21 protein-coding genes are annotated in these 20810 nt (G+C 72.9%); 15 read left to right on the forward strand and 6 right to left on the reverse strand.

All coding sequences use genetic code 11. From position 1 onward, the window contains the following. Window positions 1-5 precede the first annotated feature (5 nt). Genes DV701_RS02710 through mshC form a run of 3 tightly spaced genes read left to right on the forward strand, consistent with a single transcriptional unit; the run spans window position 6 to window position 2696 of the window. The gene (locus DV701_RS02710; protein ID WP_114926964.1) at window positions 6-557 is read left to right on the forward strand and encodes a DUF3090 family protein; all 552 of its coding nucleotides are present in this window, start codon (window positions 6-8) and stop codon (window positions 555-557) included. Then, entirely contained in the window at window positions 554-1390 is an 837-nt protein-coding gene (locus DV701_RS02715; protein ID WP_202863612.1) for an SCO1664 family protein, read from the forward strand. The genes DV701_RS02710 and DV701_RS02715 overlap by 4 nt, the downstream gene beginning before the upstream one ends. A 25-nt stretch (window positions 1391-1415) precedes the next feature. After that, window positions 1416-2696, forward strand: a complete 1281-nt coding sequence (gene mshC / locus DV701_RS02720; RefSeq protein ID WP_114926965.1) for a cysteine--1-D-myo-inosityl 2-amino-2-deoxy-alpha-D-glucopyranoside ligase — start codon at window positions 1416-1418, stop codon at window positions 2694-2696. 1 nt (window position 2697) lies between these two features. On the opposite strand, the gene DV701_RS02725 is transcribed toward mshC, so the two are convergent. After that, window positions 2698-3381: an HAD family hydrolase gene (locus tag DV701_RS02725; protein WP_228255182.1), complete on the reverse strand. Its 684-nt coding sequence runs from the start codon at window positions 3379-3381 to the stop codon at window positions 2698-2700. An 81-nt stretch (window positions 3382-3462) separates the two neighbouring features. On the opposite strand from DV701_RS02725, the gene DV701_RS02730 reads away from it, so the two are divergent. Beyond that, the gene (locus tag DV701_RS02730) at window positions 3463-4320 is read left to right on the forward strand and encodes a PAC2 family protein (protein WP_114926966.1); all 858 of its coding nucleotides are present in this window, start codon (window positions 3463-3465) and stop codon (window positions 4318-4320) included. Between the two features lie 117 nt (window positions 4321-4437). On the opposite strand, the gene DV701_RS02735 is transcribed toward DV701_RS02730, so the two are convergent. Then, the gene (locus DV701_RS02735) at window positions 4438-5304 is read right to left on the reverse strand and encodes a RecB family exonuclease (RefSeq protein ID WP_114930646.1); all 867 of its coding nucleotides are present in this window, start codon (window positions 5302-5304) and stop codon (window positions 4438-4440) included. A 65-nt stretch (window positions 5305-5369) separates the two neighbouring features. Between DV701_RS02735 and DV701_RS02740 the strand changes: the two genes are divergently transcribed. Genes DV701_RS02740 through arc form a run of 3 tightly spaced genes read left to right on the forward strand, consistent with a single transcriptional unit; the run spans window position 5370 to window position 9169 of the window. Then, on the forward strand, window positions 5370-6473 hold the full coding sequence (locus DV701_RS02740; protein ID WP_114926967.1) for a site-2 protease family protein: 1104 nt from the start codon (window positions 5370-5372) through the stop codon (window positions 6471-6473). A gap of 9 nt (window positions 6474-6482) precedes the next feature. After that, window positions 6483-7526 (forward strand): tRNA (adenine-N1)-methyltransferase, encoded by a 1044-nt coding sequence (locus DV701_RS02745; RefSeq protein ID WP_228255183.1) that lies wholly within the window; start codon window positions 6483-6485, stop codon window positions 7524-7526. Continuing rightward, window positions 7523-9169 carry a proteasome ATPase gene (gene arc, locus DV701_RS02750; protein ID WP_114926968.1) on the forward strand — a complete coding sequence of 549 codons (1647 nt, stop codon included), beginning with the start codon at window positions 7523-7525 and terminating at the stop codon, window positions 9167-9169. The genes DV701_RS02745 and arc overlap by 4 nt, the downstream gene beginning before the upstream one ends. Before the next feature lie 133 nt (window positions 9170-9302). Here the strand turns inward: arc and DV701_RS02755 are convergent, their stop codons facing one another. Both DV701_RS02755 and DV701_RS02760 read right to left on the reverse strand, forming a co-directional pair. After that, a complete protein-coding gene (locus DV701_RS02755; RefSeq protein ID WP_228255184.1) occupies window positions 9303-10223 on the reverse strand; it encodes a hypothetical protein in 921 nt (306 codons plus the stop codon). A gap of 184 nt (window positions 10224-10407) precedes the next feature. Next, on the reverse strand, window positions 10408-10761 hold the full coding sequence (locus tag DV701_RS02760; RefSeq protein WP_114926969.1) for a DUF3054 domain-containing protein: 354 nt from the start codon (window positions 10759-10761) through the stop codon (window positions 10408-10410). Window positions 10762-10794: 33 nt separating this feature from the next. Here DV701_RS02760 and DV701_RS02765 point away from each other — a divergent pair, with 33 nt between their 5' ends. Beyond that, on the forward strand, window positions 10795-12834 hold the full coding sequence (locus DV701_RS02765; RefSeq protein WP_202863613.1) for an MFS transporter: 2040 nt from the start codon (window positions 10795-10797) through the stop codon (window positions 12832-12834). Here DV701_RS02765 and DV701_RS18650 read toward each other — a convergent pair. After that, window positions 12812-13075: a hypothetical protein gene (locus DV701_RS18650; protein ID WP_228255185.1), complete on the reverse strand. Its 264-nt coding sequence runs from the start codon at window positions 13073-13075 to the stop codon at window positions 12812-12814. The genes DV701_RS02765 and DV701_RS18650 overlap by 23 nt on opposite strands. On the opposite strand from DV701_RS18650, the gene DV701_RS18655 reads away from it, so the two are divergent. Then, a complete protein-coding gene (locus DV701_RS18655) occupies window positions 13061-13312 on the forward strand; it encodes a hypothetical protein (RefSeq protein ID WP_228255186.1) in 252 nt (83 codons plus the stop codon). The two genes, DV701_RS18650 and DV701_RS18655, sit on opposite strands and share 15 nt — an antisense overlap. A 6-nt stretch (window positions 13313-13318) precedes the next feature. On the opposite strand, the gene DV701_RS02775 is transcribed toward DV701_RS18655, so the two are convergent. Beyond that, window positions 13319-13888 (reverse strand): hypothetical protein, encoded by a 570-nt coding sequence (locus tag DV701_RS02775; RefSeq protein WP_114926972.1) that lies wholly within the window; start codon window positions 13886-13888, stop codon window positions 13319-13321. Between the two features lie 1132 nt (window positions 13889-15020). On the opposite strand from DV701_RS02775, the gene DV701_RS02780 reads away from it, so the two are divergent. The 6 genes from DV701_RS02780 to dop all read left to right on the forward strand — a co-directional run bounded on the left by DV701_RS02780 (window position 15021) and on the right by dop (window position 20809). Then, a complete protein-coding gene (locus tag DV701_RS02780; protein ID WP_162802758.1) occupies window positions 15021-15593 on the forward strand; it encodes a hypothetical protein in 573 nt (190 codons plus the stop codon). A 69-nt stretch (window positions 15594-15662) separates the two neighbouring features. Beyond that, window positions 15663-16814 (forward strand): peptidoglycan-binding protein, encoded by a 1152-nt coding sequence (locus tag DV701_RS02785; RefSeq protein WP_114926974.1) that lies wholly within the window; start codon window positions 15663-15665, stop codon window positions 16812-16814. A 3-nt stretch (window positions 16815-16817) separates the two neighbouring features. Beyond that, the gene (locus tag DV701_RS02790) at window positions 16818-17483 is read left to right on the forward strand and encodes an ABC transporter ATP-binding protein (protein ID WP_114930653.1); all 666 of its coding nucleotides are present in this window, start codon (window positions 16818-16820) and stop codon (window positions 17481-17483) included. Further along, window positions 17480-18580, forward strand: coding sequence for an ABC transporter permease (locus DV701_RS02795; RefSeq protein WP_162802759.1), 1101 nt, complete (start codon window positions 17480-17482; stop codon window positions 18578-18580). Before DV701_RS02790 ends, DV701_RS02795 begins: the two co-directional genes overlap by 4 nt. Next, complete coding sequence (locus DV701_RS02800) at window positions 18577-19233, forward strand: hypothetical protein (RefSeq protein WP_162802760.1); 657 nt, start codon at window positions 18577-18579, stop codon at window positions 19231-19233. Before DV701_RS02795 ends, DV701_RS02800 begins: the two co-directional genes overlap by 4 nt. A 34-nt stretch (window positions 19234-19267) precedes the next feature. Further along, a complete protein-coding gene (gene dop / locus DV701_RS02805; protein ID WP_114926977.1) occupies window positions 19268-20809 on the forward strand; it encodes a depupylase/deamidase Dop in 1542 nt (513 codons plus the stop codon). Window position 20810 lies beyond the last annotated feature (1 nt).

Here is a 20810-nt window from a genome sequence, read left to right on the forward strand (position 1 = left end):
GACCCATGCCGCTCTCGCTCTACGACCCCCCGGAGCGCTGCGTCGCCGGGAGCGTCGGCCCCCCGGGGCAGCGCACCTTCTTCCTCCAGGCCACCGACGGCGACCGGCGCACCACCGTGTCGCTGGAGAAGGAGCAGGTGCGCCTGCTGGGGACCTCGCTGGTGGAGCTGCTGGACCAGGTCGCCCCGGTCGAGGGCTCGGAGGAGGCGGCCGCCGCGTTCGTCGACACCGGCGCTCTGGACAGCCCCTTCGACGACGACTTCCGCGTGCAGCGGCTCTCGGTGGCCTGGCTGCCCGACCGGCAGCGCGTGGTCCTCGAGGCGCACGACCGGCCCGACGAGGAGGACCTGCTCGAGCTCGACCCGGACGCCGACCATCCCTGGAGCGGACTGCCGCCGCAGACGCTCACCGTGGTCCTGGAGCCGGCCCGGGCCAGGGCCTTCGCGCAGCGCTGCACCGCCTCGCTCGGGGGCGGGCGGCCCTCCTGCCCGTTCTGCGGGCAGCCGCTGGACCCTGCGGGCCACGTGTGCCCGCGGTCCAACGGCTACCGGCGGTGAGCGACGGTCCGTTGCTGACCGACGAGGCGGCGCTCGAGCTGCTCGGCCGCCACGACCTCGCCCCGGTCGGGGTGCTCACCGAGGCCTCCAACCTCACCCTGCTCGTCGACCTCGTCGACGGCGACGGCAGGCCCACGGGTCACCGGGCGGTCTACAAGCCGGTCCGCGGGGAGCGTCCCCTGGCCGACTTCCCGGCCGGCACCCTCGCTGCCAGGGAGGTGGCCGCATACCTGGTCTCCGCGGCGGCCGGCTGGGACCTGGTGCCGCCCACCGTGCTGCGCGACGGCCCGATGGGACCCGGCTCGGTGCAGTGGTGGGTCCGGCAGACGGAGGAGCGGCTGGCAGACCCGTCCGAGGGTCTGGTCGAGGTGCTCACCCCCGACCAGCTCGGACCGGGCTGGCTGGCCGTCGTCTCCGGGACGGGAGCCGATGGTGAGGACGTGGTCGTCGCGCACGCCGACGACCCCGACCTGCGCTCGATGGCGGTGCTCGACGCCGTCCTGACCAACGCCGACCGCAAGGCGTCCCACCTGACCCGGGACGTCACCGGCCGGCTGCGCGGCTTCGACCACGGGTTGTGCCTGCACGCGCAGGACAAGCTGCGCACCGTCCTGTGGGGGTGGGCGGGGGCGCCCCTGCGCGACCCGGACCGCGCGGCTCTGCGCTCCCTCCAGGAGGCGCTCGGCCGCCCGCCGACGCACGCCGTGCTGGCGGGGCTGCTCTCGGCGGAGGAGCTCGACGCGCTCGCCTCCCGGACCGGGCAGCTCCTGGCTGCGGGGGCCATGCCGCTGCCGCCGGGGGGCCGCTACCCCCTGCCCTGGCCGTTGTGGTGACCGGCGGCACGTAGGCTTGGGCCTCGTGAAGTCCTGGTCCCCGGTCGACGTGCCCACCCTGTCCCTCGCGCAGCGCGGGGGGCCGCTCACCGTGCACGACACCGCCACCGGCTCGCGGGTGCGCACCCGCCCGTTCGAGGGCACCGCCCGGCTCTACGTCTGCGGGATCACCCCCTACGACGCCACCCACATCGGGCACGCGGCGACCTACGTCACCTTCGACCTGCTCCAGCGGGTATGGCGGGACAGCGGCCTGGACGTGCTCTACGTGCAGAACGTCACCGACGTGGACGAGCCGCTGCTGGAGCGTGCCGAGCGGGACGGCGTCGGCTGGCAGGAGCTCGCCGCCGACCAGATCGCCCTTTTCTTCGCCGACATGGAGGCGCTGCGCGTCATCCCCCCGGACCACTACGTCAGCGCCGTCGACGGCATCCCCGACGACGTGGTGGCGGTCGAGCAGCTGCTGGCCGACGGCACGGCATACCCCGTCCCGGTGCCGCAGGACGAGGCGACGGTCGAGGGGGCGGGGCGGGCCGACCACTACCTGGACCTGGCTCAGCAGCCCAGTTTCGGCTCGGTCTCGGGGTGGACGCGCGCGCAGATGTCGGAGGTCTTCGCCGAGCGCGGAGGCGACCCGGGCCGCGCCGGCAAGCGCGACGAGCTGGACCCGCTGCTGTGGCGCGCCGGCCGCCAGGGCGAGCCGCACTGGGAGGGCGCCTCGCTCGGGCGCGGCCGACCCGGCTGGCACATCGAGTGCTCGACCATCGCCCAGCGCTACCTCGGTATGGGCTTCGACGTGCAGGGCGGCGGCACCGACCTGATCTTCCCCCACCACGAGATGAGCGCCGTCCAGGCCAGCGCCCTGCAGGGCGGGGGAGTGCCCTTCGCGCAGGCCTACGTGCACCAGGCGATGGTCGGCCTCGACGGCGAGAAGATGAGCAAGTCCAAGGGCAACCTGGTCCTCGTCTCGCGGCTTCTCGAGGAGGGCGTGGACCCGATGGCGGTGCGCCTGGTCCTGCTCGCCCAGCACTACCGCACGGAGTGGGACTGGACGCCCGCGCTCCTCCAGACCGCCCAGGAGCGGCTGAGGGTATGGCGTGCCGCCGCCGAGGCTTGCTCGGCGGGCTACCCCACCGAGCTGGGTGCGCAGACGGTGGGCCGGATGCGGGCCGCGCTGTCCGACGACCTCGCCAGCCCGCGCGCCCTCGCGGAGGTGGACGCGTGGGCGCAGGCGGTGCTGGAGGGCGAGCCGGCCTCCCCGCTGGTGCCCGACGCCGTCGACGCGCTGCTCGGCGTCAAGCTCTGAGTCAGGCCCGGACCGACCGCGCGGCCGCCGTCAGGCCCCGTGGGTCCAGGCCGGTCAGGGTGGCCAGCTGGACCGCGCCGGGCATCTCCGGGACGTCCACGACGTGCGGCACGACCACGGTCGGCACACCTGCGGCCGTCGAGGAGGCGGCGCCGGTGGGGGAGTCCTCCACCGCCACGCAGTCCGCAGGCGCCACGCTGAGGCGGCGGACCGCCTCGAGGTAGGGCTCGGGGTGGGGCTTGCCCCGCGCGACCTGGTCGCCGGTGACGACGGCGGCGAAGGTGCTCGGCGGCAGGCGATCGAGCAGCACGTCGGCCAGCGGGGCCCACGACATCGTCACCAGGGCGCACGGGACGCCCTGCCCGACGAACGCGGAGAGCAGCTCCAGCGCGCCGGGTCGCCAGGGCATGGAGGCCGTCATCCGCGCGACCACGCCGTCGAGCAGGCGCTGGACGACCGACTCGGGGGTGCCGGTGACCGGCGTGCGCTCCAGGATGATCGTGGCCGAGACCATGAGGTCGTTGCCGACCAGCTCCAGCGCGTCCTCGGTCCGCCAGACGCCGCCGGCCCGGGAGACGAGCGCCTCCTCCTCGGCGATCCAGTAGGGCTCGCTGTCCACGAGCGTGCCGTCCATGTCCCACAGCACGGCTGCGGGGAGGGCGCGGGGGTCGGCTGGTGCTCGCACGGCCCCACCGTAGCCCGGTGGGACGTAGGGTTGGGCACGAGTCCTGCCCAGCCCCCTGGGCAGAGCAACGAGAGGTGATGGATGATCGAGCTGCGGGAGACCGGCGAGCTGCGCGACCCCGTCGTGATCGCCGCCTTCGAGGGCTGGAACGACGCGGGGGAGAGCGCCTCGGCCGTGATCGAGCACCTGGCCATGGTGTGGGACGCCCAGGTCGTGGCTGCGGTGGACCCGGAGGACTACTACGACTTCCAGGTCAACCGGCCCCAGACCCTCCGCATCGACGGCGGGCGCACGATCCGCTGGCCCACGACCCGCATCATGCTGGCGCGCGACGCTCCGATCGGCCGGGACGTGATCCTCATCCACGGCATCGAGCCGTCCGTGCGGTGGCGGTCGTTCACCACCGACGTGCTGGCCTACGCCGTGCACCAGGGTGCCCAGATGATGGTGCTGCTGGGGGCGCTGCTGGCCGACGTGCCGCACACCCGGCCCATCCCGGTGAGCATGACCACGGAGGACCCCGACCTGCTGGCCAGCATGGAGGACCTGGAGGCCAGCACCTACGAGGGGCCGACCGGGATCGTCGGCGTGCTCGCGGACGAGGCCCAGGAGCTGGACGTGCCCGTCCTCTCCTGCTGGGCGGCGGTGCCGCACTACGCCGGGGGAGCGCCCTCGCCGAAGGCCTCGCTGGCCCTTCTCGGCCGGGTCGAGGAGCTGCTCGACTGCGTCATCGACGACACCGCGCTGACCGAGGAGGCCCGCGCCTGGGAACGCGGGGTCGACGAGCTGGCCGCCACCGACGAGGAGGTCGCCGACTACGTTCGTCAGCTCGAGGAGGCCCAGGACACCGCCGAGCTGCCGGAGGCCTCCGGGGACGCCATCGCCCGCGAGTTCGAGCGCTACCTGCGCCGCCGGGACGACGGCGGCGCCCGCGGCTGAGGCGGCTGCCGGGCTGAGCACCCGAAGAGGTCCGGGACCGGCGGGTCTGGGCTGCATCCGTGTCACGGTGGTTCGCCTGCGTACCGGCGTGTCACGGGTGCGGGAGGGCCGCGGCGCTCAGACCACCTCGGCGTCCGCGCTGCGCCTGTCGGTGCGGCCGGTGGAGCGGGGGTCCACCGAACGCTGGTAGGCGTCGGCGGGCAGCGGCGGCGGGGTGCCGCCGAAAGCCGGGCAGACGGCCTGGTGGACGCACCAGGAGCAGTGCCGTCCCGGCCGCGGTCGCCAGTCGCCGGTGCGCGCAGCCAGGTCGACCGCCGCCCACAGCGCGCGGATCTTGCGCTCCGTGGCGAGCAGGTCGGACTCAGTCGGGTCGATCCACAGCACCTGACCGTCGCGCAGGTAGACCAGCTGGAGCCGCGAAGGAAGCACGCCGCGACTGCGCCACAGCACCAGGCCGTAAAACTTCAGCTGGAACAGCGCCCGCGCCTCGAAGGACTCCGACGGCGCCCGGCCGGTCTTGTAGTCGACGACCCGCAGCCGGCCGTCAGGTGCCTCGTCGAGCCGGTCGACGTAGCCGCGCACGGTCAGCTCCCCGAGCCGGGCCTCGACGTAGAGCTCGCGCTCCGCGGGCTCCAGCAGGGTCGGGTCCTCGAGCGTGAACCAGCGCTCCACGAACGCCGTCGCCTGGTCGAACCAGTCCTCCACGGCCACGCTGCCGCCGTCCTCGTGCGCGAGGAGCGTGGCCAGCTCGGGCTCCTGGGCCACCATCCGCTCCCACTCCAGCGGCAGGAGCGCGGTCGCCGCCGAGGTGGTCCGCTCGATGGCCGGCAGGTCGAAGAGGCGCTCCAGCACGGCGTGCACCAGGGTGCCGCGCGCCGCGGCCGCGCTGGGCGGCTCCGGCAGCCGGTCGACCACCCTGAACCGGTAGAGCATCGGGCACTGCATGAAGTCGGCGGCCCGCGAGGGGGACAGGGCTGGCTCCATGCCGGCCACTCTACGGACGCGGTCCGACAGCGTGGTCCGGCGGCCACCGCCTACGCTGGGGCCCCATGAAGACACCCGGCTGGCGCATCGGCACCCTCTCCGGCGTGCCGGTCTACCTCGGCCGCAGCTGGGTCCTCGTCGCCGTCGTGATCATGGCGCTCTTCGGCCCGACGGTGCAGGCGATCCTCGGGCTCGGGGCGCTCTCCTACGTCGTCGCCCTCGTCTTCGCCCTGCTGCTCCTGGTCTCGGTGCTCGCGCACGAGGCCGCGCACGCGCTCGTGGCCCAGCGCGTCGGCTTCCGGGTCTCCCGGGTCGTGGCTGACTTCTGGGGCGGCCACACCGCGCACGACGCGGGCGGGGCGACCCCGGGGCGCAGCGCGGCGGTCGCGGTGGTCGGGCCGCTGGCCAACGGGGTGCTCGCCCTGCTGGGCTGGCTGCTCCTGGGGGTACTCGACGGCGACGTGGCCCGGCTGCTCGTGCTCGCCTTCACCTGGGCCAACGGCTTCGTCGCGCTCTTCAACATGGTCCCCGGGCTGCCCCTGGACGGCGGTTTCCTCCTCGAGGCGCTGGTATGGCGTCTGGCCGGCGAGCGCAGCACCGGCACCTGGGTGGCCGGCTGGGCCGGGCGGGTGGTGGCGCTGCTCGTCGTCCTGTGGGGCCTGCTGCCGGTCGCGCAGGGCGGGACGCCGAGCCTGACCCGCATGCTGTGGGTGCTGGTGATCGCGTGGTTCCTGTGGCAGGGCGCGACCCAGGCCATCGCCGCCGGCCTTCGCGGGCGGACGGCGGCTCGGGTCCTCGTGGGCGACGTCGCGCGCTCCGTGGGGGTGGTGGAGCCCACCGCGCTGGTCGCGGACACGCCGTGGTCGCAGGCGCCGCTGTGGGTGGTCCAGGCACCGGGCGCCCCGCCGGTCGGGCTGGTCCACGCCGGATCCCTGGGCACCGTCCCGGAGCAGGAGCGGGCCGTGGCGCCGGTCTCGGCGGTGGCGGTGCGGATGCCCGAGGGATGGGCGGTGCGGATGGAGCGCGGGCAGACCTCGGACAAGGCGCTGGACGTCATGCGGGCCACCGGTGCCGGCGTGGTGTGCCTGCTCGACGAGCAGGACCGGCCCTGGGGAGCCGTCCTCGTCGACGACCTGAGCCGTGGCGGCCGGCCGGCGGCCCGCTCGTAGACTGACCGGGTGACTGATCCCGCGACCGGTGCCGACCTGCGCCGGGGCCCGTTCCGCCCGGGGGACCGTGTCCAGCTGACCGACCCCAAGGGGCGGCTGCACACGATCACCCTGGAGCCGGGCAAGACCTTCCACACCCACCGCGGGCACGTCCGCCACGACGACCTCATCGGCGCCCCGGACGGGACGGTCGTGGAGCACACCGCCGGGACCGACTACCTGGCGCTGCGTCCGCTGCTCTCGGACTTCGTGCTCTCGATGCCGCGCGGCGCGCAGGTGGTCTATCCCAAGGACGCCGGCCAGATCGTCACCTACGCCGACATCTTTCCCGGCGCGACCGTGGTCGAGGCGGGCGTGGGCTCCGGCGCGCTCTCGCTGTCGCTGCTGCGCGCGGTGGGGGACACCGGCCGGCTCCTCAGCTTCGAGCGGCGCGAGGACTTCGCCGAGATCGCCAGGGCCAACGCCCGCACGTTCTTCGGCCGGGAGCACCCCGCCTGGTCGGTCACCGTCGGCGACCTCGTCGAGGCGCTGCCACGCGCCGTCGGGCCGGGCACCGTCGACCGGGTCGTCCTGGACATGCTGGCTCCCTGGGACTGCCTGGACGTCGTCGGTGAGGCGCTCGTGCCCGGTGGCGTCCTGATCTGCTACGTCGCCACCACCACCCAGCTGTCCCGGGTGGCCGAGACCGCCCGGCGAGCCGGCGGCTGGACCGAGCCGGTGGCCTGGGAGTCCCTGGTCCGCGGCTGGCACCTGGAGGGTCTGGCGGTCCGCCCGGAGCACCGGATGCACGGCCACACCGGCTTCCTGCTGACCCTGCGCCGCCTGGCGCCCGGCGTCGAGGAGCACCGGCGCACGAAGCGCCCGGCCCCCGGCGCCTACGGCGAGGACTACACCCCGGTCGTCGAGGAGGAGTGGAGCGCCGAGGACCTCGGCGAGCGCACCCGCACCGAGAAGCGCCTGCGGCGCACCGTGCGCGACGCGCGGGCGGCGGCGGAGGCGCGCGACGCCATACCCGAGAACGACCCCCGACGAGAAGGAGTGAGCGGCGCATGACCGAGCAGCCCACCCGCGAGCGGCACCTGCAGCAACAGGTCTCCACGCTGAGCAGCCGGCTGGGCGAGATGAAGGCCCAGAACGACCAGCTCGCCGACACCCTGCGCACCGCGCGCACCCAGATCGTGGGTCTGCGCGAGGACCTGGACGCCATGGCCAGCCCGCCGCTGACCTTCGGGCAGGTGCTGCGGCTCGTCGGCGACGGCACCGTGGACCTGTCGGTCTCCGGCCGGCGCGTGCGCACGCACATCTCCTCCGAGGTCGACACCGACGAGCTGCGCCCGGGCCGCGAGGTGCTGCTCAACGAGGCCCAGGCCGTCGTCGGGCTCGCCGGCTACGAGCGGTCGGGGGAGGTCGTGACCTGCAAGGAGGTGCTCGGCAACGACCGGGTGGTCGTCGTCGTGCGCGGCGAGGACGAGCGGGTGTGCCGGCTCGCCGGCTCGCTGCGCGGCGAGGAGGTGCGCCTGGGGGACGGGCTCCTCATGGACGCCCGCAGCGGGTTCGTCACCGAACGGATCCCACGGCCGGAGGTGGCCGAGCTGGTGCTCGAGGAGGTGCCGGACATCTCCTACGACGACATCGGGGGGCTCGCCGGCCAGATCGAGACGATCCGCGACGCGGTCGAGCTGCCCTTCCTGCACGCCGACCTCTACGCCAGCCACCAGCTGCGCGCGCCCAAGGGCGTGCTGCTCTACGGTCCGCCCGGGTGCGGCAAGACGCTCATCGCCAAGGCGGTCGCCGCCTCGCTCGCCCGGCAGACTGCGCCGGCGGACGGGGAGGAGACCGGCAAGAGCTACTTCCTCAACGTCAAGGGCCCGGAGCTGCTCAACAAGTACGTCGGCGAGACCGAGCGCCACATCCGCTCCATCTTCCAGCGGGCCCGGGAGAAGTCGGCCGACGGCAGGCCGGTCGTGGTCTTCTTCGACGAGATGGAGTCGCTCTTCCGCACCCGCGGGTCGGGCGTCTCCTCCGACGTCGAGACGACGATCGTGCCGCAGCTGCTGGCCGAGATCGACGGAGTGGAGCGGCTCGACAACGTCATCGTCATCGGCGCCTCCAACCGAGAGGACATGATCGACCCGGCGATCCTGCGGCCGGGCCGGCTGGACGTGAAGATCAAGATCGAGCGCCCGGACGCCGGTGGTGCGCGGGACATCTTCACCAAGTACCTCACCACCGAGGTGCCGCTCCACCGCGAGGAGGTCGCCGCGCACGGCGGTGACCGGCAGGCGACCGTCGACGCGCTCATCGACGCGGTCGTCGCCCGGATGTATGCCGTGGTGCCCGAGAACGCCTTCCTCGAGGTGACCTACGCCGGCGGGGACCACGAGGTCCTCTACTTCAAGGACTTCGCCTCCGGGGCGATGGTGGCCAACATCGTCGACCGCGCCAAGAAGCTGGCGATCAAGGACCTGCTCACGCGCGGCGAGGAGGGGCTGCGGATGGCGCACCTGGAGCAGGCCTACCTGGACGAGTTCAAGGAGAACGAGGACCTGCCCAACACCACCAACCCCGACGACTGGGCCCGGATCTCGGGCAAGAAGGGGGAGCGGATCGTCTACATCCGCACCCTCGTCGGCGACGCCACCGGCACCCAGCCCGGCCGTGCGGTGGAGCAGGGGACGCCCGGGCACTACTTGTGAGGGCCGGTCGCGTCCAGGGACCGAGCCACTCACGTGAGTGGGTCGTGCACGCTCCCAGCCGGTGTGCCGAGCCTGCGCCACTCACGTGAGTGGGTTGCGCACGCCATACCCTGGGATCGCGGACAGAAGTCACTCAGATGAGTGACGCGTGCCCCGGGAAGTGCCGGCGCCACTCGTCGCTGGTGACGGCCACCTGCATGCCCCGGCTGCGCATCGCCCGCACGACACGGTCCAGCGTGGCGCCCGGCGTCCGGTAGACGTCCGTGGCGAGGAGGGTGACGATCCGCCAGTCGGCCTCGTCGAACTCCTCGCGCCGACCCACGTCCGACTCCCACTGCTCCTGCGACTCCGCGTGCTGGCGCCCGTCGTACTCGATGGCCAGGCGGTGCTCCCTGTAGCCCATGTCGAGCCGGCGCAGCAGCGTGCCGTCGCCGTCGTGGAAGCGGATGTCCACCGCCGGCTCGGGCAGGCCCGCCAGGACCATCAGCATCCTGGACCGGCTCTCCATGGGGGAGTCGACGTCCGTGCGCACGAACCCTGCCGCGCGCACGGACCGTCGGCGCAGGCGTGGCGGAGCCGTGCCGGCCGCGGTGACCAGCTGCTCGGGCCTGGTGCGCCGGCGCCTCACCAGCGAGTCGCCCAGCACGACGAGGTCGACCAGCGAGAGGTGACCGGCCAGGTCCACGAAGGTGTCCTCCGCTCTCGTCAGCGGGATCCCCCGGAAACGCACGGGCGTCCGGGAGGACCTGTGGACGCGCACCTCCGGCCGGCGGGACCGGTGCCGGTTGCCGGGGACGCTCGCGTGCAGGACGTCACAGTCCGGGACGACGGCTCCCCACAGCCTGGCCGCCTGGTGGTGGGAGACGAACGCGTCCCTGCCCGCGACCAGGAGCACGGCCTGCGCGGTCGTGCGCGCGTCCTGGGGTGCGCTCGCGCGGACGGCGACGCCCGGCAGCAGCCGCACGAACGCGTCGGAGCCCAGGAACCTTCGCGAGTGGCCGGCTGCGACGGCCTCGCGCACCCGGAACGGCTCGTCGAGGTTGATCTTCCCCACCCGCCCACCCTGCCCCGGACCGGTCGGCTGCTGCCGGAGCTGTCCACAGGTCGGCGGCCAGGGCCACTCAGGTGAGTGACTTGTGCACGCGATCCGGGGGTATGGCGTGCACGAGCCACTCACGTGAGTGGGTCGTGCACGCGATCTGGGGGTATGGCGTGCACGACCCACTCACGTGAGTGGGTTAGGCCCGCCGGGCCAGGGCCGCCTCGACCGCGCGCCACCCGACGAGGCCCACCACCAGGACACCGGTCGCCACCAGCACGAACGGCAGGGCCGTGCCCTCGCCCATGCTCCACCGCAGCAGCATCCCGACGACGAGCGCGCTGACAGCCACGACGATCCCCTCGAGCCACCAGCTCCGCATCGGCCGCGGGACGAACGCCGCGGCGATCCAGCCCACCGCCGTGCCGACGAGGAAGGGCCACCCGGTCTCCAGGACGCCGAGCGGGTCGACGCCGCGGTCGTGGCTGGCCCGCCCGGCGAGGGCGAAGAGCAGCACGACGAGCAGGTCGAGCACGTAGGTGCGTCTGGTCATGGGCGCATCCTGCCACGCCCTAGCATGATGACCATGCCTCCACCCGAGCCGGTCGCGGCCCGCCCAGCCGCTTCGACCGGCCTGGTCATCGCGGTCCTCGCGCTGTGCGGCACCCTGGTCTCCCTCCAGCAGACACTGGTGCTGCCGCTGCTGCCGGACTTCCCTCAGATCCTGGGCACGACCAGCGACAACGCCTCCTGGTTGGTGACGGTCACCCTGCTCGCCGCCGCGGTCGGCACCCCGATCATCTCCCGGCTCGCGGACATGTGGGGCAAGCGCCTGATGCTCGTCGTCTGCATGTGGGCGGTCATCCTCGGCTCGCTCATCTCGGCCCTCAGCTCGACCCTGGGCGTGGTCATCCTCGGCCGCGGCCTGGCCGGCCTGGGAGCCTGCCTCGTCCCCGTCGGCATCAGCATCATGCGCGACCACCTGCCGGCCGAGCGGGTCGGCTCGGGCGTGGCGCTGATGTCGGCGACCCTCGGCATCGGAGGAGCGGTTGGCATCCCGCTGGCCGGTGTCATCTACCAGGCCTGGGACTGGCACTCGCTGTTCTACGTCTCCGGCGGCTTCGCGGTGGTCATGCTCCTGGCCGTCCTGCGCGTCGTCCCGGAGTCGACGGTCAAGACGCGCGGCCGCTTCGACTACGTCGGCGCCGGCCTTCTCTCGGTCGCGCTGACCTGCTTCCTGCTCGCGGTGAGCAAGGCCGGCTCGTGGGGCTGGACGGCGCCGCTGACCCTCGCCCTGCTCGCGGTCGCGGCCCTCGTGCTCGCCGCCTGGGTGCCGTGGGAGCTGCGCACCGGTCAGCCGCTCGTCGACATCCGCACCTCGATGCGCCGGACCGTGCTGCTGACCAACGCCGCGTCGGTGCTCGTCGGCTTCGCGATGTTCGCCAACTTCCTCACCGCCGTCCAGCAGGTGCAGATGCCGGTCGCGACCGGCTACGGCTTCGGCCTGTCCGTGGTCGCCACCGGCCTGTGGATGCTGCCCAGCGGCATCGCGATGGTCCTCATGTCGCCCGTGTCGGCGGCGCTGATCCGGCGCACGGGCCCCCGCTCGGTGCTCATCGGCGGCGCGGTCCTGATGGCGGTGGGCTTCATCAGCCGTTCGCTCCTGCACGGCTCGGTGCTCCAGGTCATGGCCACCTCGGGGATCGCCTCGGTCGGCACCGCCATGGCGTTCGCCGCGATGCCGACGCTGATCATGCGCGCCGTGCCGATCACCGAGACCGCCTCGGCCAACGGGCTCAACACGCTGCTGCGCTCGATCGGCACCTCGTCCGCCTCGGCCGTGGTCGCTGCGGTCTTCGCCGCCTCGGTGATCACCACCGGTGCCGCGGCGGGGGCGCCCACCCTCACGGCATACCAGACCGTCTTCTGGGCAGGAGCTGCGGCAGCCCTGGGCGGGGCCCTGATCGCCACCTTCATCCGCCGACCCGCGCTGGTGCGCGAGGTCGTGGCCGACCCCGCCGCCGCACCGGCACCGACGGGGGAGCGCACCCACGTCAAGGCGGAGGGCGAGCTGCCCGAGCTCCTCGTCCGCGGGGTCGTCCGCGCGCCCGACGGCCGTCCCCTGCGCCAGGCGGTCGCCACCGTGCTCCACCCCGACGGACGGCACGTCGACTGGGGCCGCACCGACAACGAGGGTCGCCTCGCCCTCGCGCTGCCCGAGGCCGGGCGCTACCTCGTGGTCGTCTCGGCCGACGGGTGGGCGCCGCAGTCCGGCCTCGTCGAGCTGGACGCCGAGGAGACCCGGGTCGTGACGATGACCCGCCGCCTCCTGCTCTCCGGGCTGGTCACCGACGACGGCCGACCCGCGGGCGAGGTCCTCGTCTCCCTCATCAAGCACTCGGGCGAGTACGTCGGCACCACCCACGCCGACGCCGAGGGCCACTACGAGATCGGGCTGCCGCCGCCCGGCCGCTACGTCCTCACCGCCGTGGACCACCCCACCGGCCGGACCCGCTCCCGCGCGCTCACCGTCCTGTCCACCTCGACCACCCTCGACGTCGACCTCGAGACCGGCATCCCCCGTCCGCCCGAGCGGACGACCGTCACCACCGCGGACCCCGCGTGATGTCCTCGAGGGGTATGGAGTCGCGCACCCAGATCCTCCAGGTCGCCCGGCGCCTGTTCGGGGAGCGCGGGTAGGCCGCGGTGACCATCCGCGAGGTGGCCGCCCAGGCCGGCGTCTCGCCCGCGCTGGTGATGAAGGTCGCCGGCAGCAAGGAGCAGCTCTGGGCGCTGGCGACGCCCCCCTCCAGCGGCGTGTCCGGCAGCAGCGGCGCCGGCTCGGCCGGGCGGTGTACCTCCTGCACGACGCGCCCGACCTCGACGCCGCCCGGCGGGACTTCCGCGAGCGCTTCCTCGACCGCTTCCCCGACGAGGGGGAGGGGCGCAGGCTCGCCGACGAGATCGCCTGCCTGATGCCGGGGCTGGCCGCGGGCGTGCGCTCCTTCCGGCTGCTCGACCCGGCGACCAGTGACGCGGACCGGGTCGTGGCCGAGTACGGCGCGCTGGTCCAGCGGCTCATCGACCGGCTGCCTCGTCGGTAAGGCCCTTCAGAAACCGTACATGACGTCGGCCGGCGGGTACTCCGGACAGACGGTGGACAGCGCCCTGCGCTCGTCGACGGGCAGGTCGATCGAGGCGGAGTTGGGCCACCAGGAGATGCGCTGGGAACTGTCGAAGGCACCCACGTAGGCCTCCCGGCTGGGCTGGTCGGCCCGCGAGACCGGATGCCCGTGGGCCTCCATGCACGGTATGTAGTACTGGTCCCAGTAGTCGTAGACCAGGCCCACCTGCTCCTCGCTCCAGCCCTCGGCGATCGCGGGGTGCAGGGGGTAGCGCGCGTCGCAGACGTAGGTGGCCTCGTCCAGGGCAGCCTCCTGCGACGGTGGCACCCCGGGCTTGAAAGCGGTGCCGCCCGCCCCGTCGCTCACCGCCGGGAACCCGGCGTCCTGCAGGCACCGGGCCATCTGGTCGCCGTACTCCGACAGGCTCGTGGCCCACCCGACCCGACTCACCTGCGGAGGCGCGGCCAGCCCGGCGTCGGCCGCCCGGCTGGACAGCAGCTCGGTGTAGTAGGCCTCCAGGTCGGCGTCCGAGAAGTGCTTCGGTGTGACCTGCACGGTCGGAACCCACGCCGATGGGTCCCAGTCGCGCTGGGAGTCGCTGTCTGAAGATGCCGAGTGGGCATCGGCAGATGCGGACGGTGTAGTCGCCGACGTCGCAACTGTCCCCGGATCGACAGTGCTCGACGTGCAGCTTGATGCAGCGAGGAAGGCAACCGTCACCCACAGGACCGTCCCAGGCCTTGTCCTCTGCACAGCGGAGAGCCAGACGCTTGTGGCGGCTAATGAGCCGTCAGGCCTGTCGGGTCGAGACCGCATCACACATTCGGAGGGATGCAACGTCCGTAGCTTCCAGACAGCAGGAGGGAGACCGAGGAACCGCTCCAGGAACGGGTGCCTCCGATGCCCGAGTCGCCTCCTGCGACGTAGACGTTGTAGGACTGGTAGACCTTCTGCCCTGCGGCGTACAACGTCAACCGGTCTGCGAATCGCTGTTGCTCCCCACGAACACCCACCGTTGCACCGCTGGTGCAGGTGATCGTCCCGGATTCGGTGAGTGCTGCCGCTGGAAGGGCCAAGGCTCCAACCATGGCCATCCCCGCGAGACTAGCCCCAGCGCTCCTCAGGATTGTCCTCATGTCTCCTCCTTGAGTCGTACCGCCCCGTCGCGATGAGGGGAACATACCACGGTTGCGCACCGCGCCATTTGATCATCGAGAGAGGACCGCCGTGGGGAGGGACAGAGCGACGGAATGCGTTCATCGAGGAGCTGCGATGGCTCTAGTTGGGGCACCCGACCGCGTTCGCGCACTCTAGGTGAGTCTTGTCGGCCCCTTGACGTGTGTTTCCGAGCCAAGTAACCTGCTCCCGTGACTCGATTCCTCAGTATCCGCGGCCACATCTGTGCGTGGGCAGTGGCCGCTCTCGCGTTTCTGGCTGCACCTGCACACGCAGGTTACTCCATGTATGAAGAGGGAACTGTAAAGGCCAGTAGTTGCACGTCGCTTACTCAACCCTATGCTACATCATATTCTCTGGGTGAAATGATGACTCGCGCCCCTGGCGGTGGGGACTATCTCTACTACAACGCGAACTGGAAGCAGCGAGGCTATTACGGGCCAGGCGGGAAGTGGTTTGTTGGAGCTAACTCGCAGACGGCCGTTCTTGAGACTTCCAGAACCTATGGGACGTGCCGCAGCCTGTGATCAGGATGGCGCCTTCAGCGACCTCAGGGATATTGAGTTTAGTGTTTCTTGGTGCGCTGAATCTCGCTGGCTGCGCCGGCGGAGGGGACGCCTCCGGTGAACGACTTGCGGAGGAACGGCTCGCTCATGTCACGGCTGTGCGGGCTTATTACCAGGAGTTCGCGGAGTGTCTGACGGGGCAGGGGCTTCCCAGCCAGTTGCTGGAGACCGGGGACGGGATCTTCGTGGACACCGGTGACAGCGACTCCGACCGGGAGTCCTACGCGTTCGCCAGGACCACTTGCGAGCAGCAGGTCGGACAGTTCCCCGATCCACCTCCGCCGCCGACGGACGAGGAGCTGCGATGGCTGTATGCGGAGAACGTCCAGGTTGCCGCCTGCCTGCGTGACCACGGCTTCGCGGTCGTCGAGGCGCCTAGCGAGGAGGTGTTCGTGGAGACCTACCGGGCCAGTCTTTCCGGCGGGCCGGCGCCGTGGCACCCCTACCCGGCAGACATCAGCGGAGAGGCGGAACGGGCATGTCCTCAGGTCGACCTCGTCGAGCGTTATCAGGGCTGAGCGGGTCAACCTAGTCGGCGTGAGCGTTGTTAGGGTGCGAGCACCGTTCGATGACGAGAGGTGTGGGGCATGGCGGATGCCGTGAAGGGCTCGGCGGCGCGCACGGCGTTGGGGGTCGTGCTGGTGCTGCTGCTGGTGGCTGCTGCTGCGGGTGCGGGGTGGTGGGCCTCGAGGGCGACGTTGACCTCGCAGGTGCCCAAGGGCGCCGAAGCGGCTACCGCGCCGGAGGTGGTGTGGGCGGAGGCGAGCAGCGGGTCGGTGGGGCGGTCGTTGCCGTTGTCGACGACGTTGCGTCAGCCGGCGCTGCCGGTGGCGCAGAACGCGCTGGCCGGGGTGGTGACGAGCGTCTCGCCCGGTGAGGTGGGGGAGGGGGACGTGGTGTATGTCGTGGGGGAGACACCGGTGCGGGTGGTGGAGGCGGACGCGCCGTTCTGGCGGGACCTGGCCCGTGGAGTGAAGGGTGAGGACGTGGAGCCGCTGCAGCGGCTGCTGGTCGAGGAGGGGTACCTGGGCGGGGAGCCGGACGGTGACTTCGGGTGGAACACGCAGCAGGCGCTCAGGGCGTGGCAGAAGGACCAAGACCTGCCGCAGTCGGGGGTCGTGGCCCTGGGTGAGCTGGTCGCGGTCGCTGACCTGCCGGCGGTGGTGCAGCTGGGCGAGGGCATCGTGGTGGGCAAGAGCCTGGGCGGCGGTGAGGACTCGGTCCTGGCCCCGACGGGTGAGCGCGAGTTCGTGCTGGTGGTGACCCAGGAGCAGGCGCGGCTGATCCCGGCCGAGACGACGGTGGAGATCACCTTCGAGGACCACAGGTGGACCGCGGTGATCGCGGGGTCGGAGCTGGACGAGTTCGGGTCGACCACGTTCACCCTCACCGCCCCCGGCGGCGGCGAGGTGTGCGGGGAGGAGTGCGGGGTGCTGCCCAACGACGCGCAGGTGACGTTGCGCTCGGACGTGGTGATCGTGCCGAAGGTGGAGGGCACGACGGTGCCCGCGGCGGCGGTGCGCACGAGGCCCGACGGCACCGCATACCTGGTGACCGAGGACGGGGAGGTCGCGGTGGGCGTGCGCGGGTCCGGGCAGGGCGTGGCCGTGGTCGACGGGGTCGAGCCGGGCACGAGGGTGCAGGTCCTCGGTGGCACCCAGGGGGTGCAGCCCGCCCCGGCTCAGCCGGAGCCGGAGCCCGGGCAGGGTGACGACTCCGCCTCGACGCAGGAGGGGTGAGTGGTGCTGGCGGTGGCGGACCTGAGCTTCGCCTACTCCCGGGGCGGGGAGGAGCTGTTCGGCGGGCTGTCCCACGAGTTCGTCCCGGGTGCGGTGACGGCGGTGACGGGTCCGTCGGGGCGGGGCAAGTCGACGCTGCTGTACGTGCTGGGTCTGATGCTCACCCCGACCCGGGGGCAGGTGCTGCTCTCGGGGCAGGAGGTGTCCTCGGCGGCTGACGCGGTGCGTTCGCGGGTGCGGGCGCACCGGATCGGGTTCGTCTTCCAGGACGCGGCGCTGGACCCGACCCGCACCGTGCTCGACTCGGTGGTCGAGCCGGCCCTTTATGCCGGGTGGCGGCTGGGCCGGGCGCGGGAGCGGGGCCGGGTGCTGCTGGAGCAGATGGGCGTCGGTGCCCGGGCGGACCACCGGCCCGGCGAGGTGTCCGGCGGGCAGGCGCAGCGGGTCGCGGTGTGCCGGGCGCTGGTGACCGACCCGGTCGTGGTGCTGGCCGACGAACCGACGGGCAACCTGGACCGCGACAACGCCCAGGGGGTGCTTCGGGCGCTGTCCGCGGCGGCGGGCGGCCACGGCACCCACGGGGAGGGCGACGGGATGCCGCGCACGGTGGTGGTGGCCACGCACGACCCGTTCGTGCTCGAGCACGCCGATGAGGTGCTGGCGCTGTGAGGCCGTGGTTGTTGCTGCGCGAGGCGGTGGCCACGGCCTGGGCGGCGAAGGTGCCCTCGAGCCTGGTGCTTCTGCTGGTGGCGACGATGTGCGCGGCGACGATCGCGACGGTGGGGCGCACGGCGGCGGCCGAGGCGCAGCTGCTGGAGCGGCTGGACTCCGCCGGGTCCCGGGTGCTGGTGGTGGCCGACGCGCGCGGGGACGACCTGATCTCGGCGACGGTCGTGGACCAGGTCGCGGGCCTGTCGACCTCCGAGCGTGCGGTCGGCACGCTGATCCCGGTGGACGTGGTCAACGGGGTCGTCGGGCAGGGCGCGACCCGGGTGCCGGCGTGGGGCGTGCACGGCGACCTGTCCGCGGTCGCGACGCTGACCGCGGGGCGTTGGCCGGGTCCGGGGGAGGCGATCGTCACGACCGAGGCGATGGCCCGGCTGGGGCTGGACGACCCGGTCGGGTGGGTCGCGCAGGCCTCCACCACGGTGGTCGACGACTGGTCGGTCGTCGGGAGCTTCGAGCCGAGGGACCCGTTCGGCGACTACGCCTCCGGGGTGCTCTACGTCGCGCCGGAGGGCCGCGCCCTCGATGCGGTGCACGTCGTGCTCACGCAGGCCGACGTCGCCCAGGTCGCTCAGGCGCAGGTGCTGCGGCTCATCGACCCCCCGGCCCCGGACTCGGTGACGATCACCTCGCCGGTGTCGCTGGCGCAGCTGCAGGAGCAGGTGACTGGTGACCTGGCCAGTTTCGGGCGCACCCTGCTGCTCGGCGTGCTCGGTGCCGGGGCGCTGCTGGTGGCGATCGTGACCCTGGCCGACGTCCTCGTGCGCCGCGCCGACCTCGGCCGGCGCCGCGCGCTGGGCGCCACCCGTGCCACCATCGTCGCCCTCGTCGTCCTGCGCACCCTCATCCCCGCCCTGCTCGGTGCGGCGGTCGGTGTCGCCGCGGGTATGGCGATCACCGGCCGCCTCGGCGCCGTCCCGCCCTGGGACTTCACCACCGGCACCGCCGTCCTGGCCCTGCTCGCCGCGGTCGTCGCCGCCGTCCTGCCCGCCCTCTACGCCGCCACCCGCGACCCCGTCAGGGTGCTCAGGACCCCATGAGGGGCGCAGGCGCACGGGACGTGGCGAGGCGCACGGCATACCTGACGGTCGTGGTGGCGCTGCTGGTGACCGGGTGCAGCGGGACAGAACCGCCGGCCGCGCCGAGCGACCCGGCCGTGACGCCCGGGGAGTGGGACGGGCCGGCGACGCGTGAGGAGTACCTCACCGAGCTGGCCGAGATCCACGGGATCGAGGACCCGCCGCCCGTCGAGATCGTCCAGGAGATTGCGCAGGACGACGACGGGCTGCGGCTGGTGGCCGAGTGCCTGGCGGGCAAGGGGTGGCCGGCGAGGATCGACGGCGACGGGCTGCTCATCGACGGCGTGCGGGAGGAGCAGCAGCAGGACCTGGCGCGCGACCAGTACGTCTGCAACGCGTCCTACCCGGTGGCGGAGAGGTACCGCAGCCTGTCGCCGGAGGAGCATCTGGCCCGCTGGTACGCCTACCTCCTGGAGACGTACGTGCCGTGCGTCGAGGCGCTGGGCTACGACATCTCCGAGCCGCCGTCGTTGGAGAGCTTCCTCGCCTCGCAGGGGGCGTCGTGGATCCCCAATGCGCAGGTGGGGGAGCAGGCCCGTGCCCGCGGCGACGACTTCAGGTCCGTGGACGAGCAGTGCCCGCAGCAGATGCCGGCGGAGATGCGCGAGCCGTAGGAGAGCTCGCGGACCCCGCACGTAGGCTGCCGACATGAGCGTGCGGCGCGTGATGGGGATCGAGACCGAGCTGGGGATCACCAGCACCCAGGTCGACACGCAGGGCCGGCCGCTGGCGCCGCAGTGGCTCTCCGGGCAGGTGGTGCGCGCCTACGCCACGGCGGCCGGCGAGGGAGCCTCGCTGCCGGTCGGGTCCGGCTGGGACTACGCCGACGAGACCCCGCTGCGGGACGCCCGCGGCTACGAGATCGCGCGGGAGCTGGCGCACGTCACCCAGCTCACCGACGTCGAGGACCCGACGATCGCCAACACGGTCCTGTCCAACGGGGCCCGGCTCTACGTCGACCACGCCCACCCGGAGTACTCCTCGCCCGAGGTGACCTCCCCGCGCGAGGCGGTGCGCTACGACCGGGCGGGGGAGCTGGTCGCCCGCCGCGCCGTCGAGCACTTGGCGAAGGAGGGCCGGGAGGTTCGCCTCTACAAGAACAACGTCGACGGCAAGGGCGCCTCCTACGGCACCCACGAGAACTACCTCGTCCCACGCACCGTCCCCTTCGACCGGCTCGCCCGCCAGCTCATCCCTTTCCTCGTCGCCCGTCCGGTCGTCGCCGGCGCCGGCCGCGTCGGCCTGGGGCAGGCCAGCGAGCGTCCCGGCTTCCAGCTGAGCCAGCGCGCCGACTACCTCGAGGCGGAGATCGGTCTGGAGACCACGCTGCGCCGCCCCATCGTCAACACCCGCGACGAGCCGCACGCCACGCCGCACCTCCACCGGCGCCTGCACGTCATCGTCGGCGACGCGACGATGGCCGACTTCACCACGCTCCTGGCGGTCGGGTCGCTGAGCGCGGTGCTGCGCCTCATCGAGACGCACCCCGACGCCGTCCCTGCCCTCGACCTCGCGGACCCCGTCGAGGCGGTCAAGGTCGTCTCGCACGACCCGACGCTGCGCGCCACGGTCCTCACCGCCGACGGCCGCCGGCTCACCGGCCCCGACCTCCTCGAGGCCTACCTCGAGGCCGTTGAGCGCGCCGCGGCCTCCGGGCACGAGGCGTGGGAGCCGGACGAGGACACCGACGAGGTGCTCACCCGGTGGCGCCAGGTCCTCGACGCCCTGCGCCGGGACCCGGCGGAGTGCGCGCAGCAGGTCGAGTGGGTCGCCAAGCACCAGCTCCTCCAGCGCTACCGCGACCGCAACGGCGCCGCCTGGGACGACGCCCGCCTGGTCGCGATGGACATCCAGTGGCACGACCTCGACCCCGCCCGTGGCCTCGCGCAGAAGCTGCGCGTCGCCGGCCGTCTCGAGCGGCTCGTGCCCGACGACGCCGTCGAGAGGGCCGTGACGGAGCCTCCGCAGGACACCCGCGCCTGGTTCCGCGGCGAGTGCGTCCGCAGGTACGGCGCCGACGTCAGGGCGGCCTCGTGGGACTCGGTCACCCTCGTCGACGAGCGCGGCAGGCCGCGCCGGGTCCAGGTGCCCGAGCCGACCGCCGCCTCGCGGGAGCGGGTCGGGGAGCTGCTCGCACGGCATACCACCACCGCCTCCCTCCTGACCGAGCTGGCCAGCGAGGACGTCTGAG

It is taken from the genome of Ornithinimicrobium avium, from assembly GCF_003351765.1.
GTDB classification, from domain to species: Bacteria; Actinomycetota; Actinomycetes; order Actinomycetales; family Dermatophilaceae; genus Ornithinicoccus; species Ornithinicoccus avius.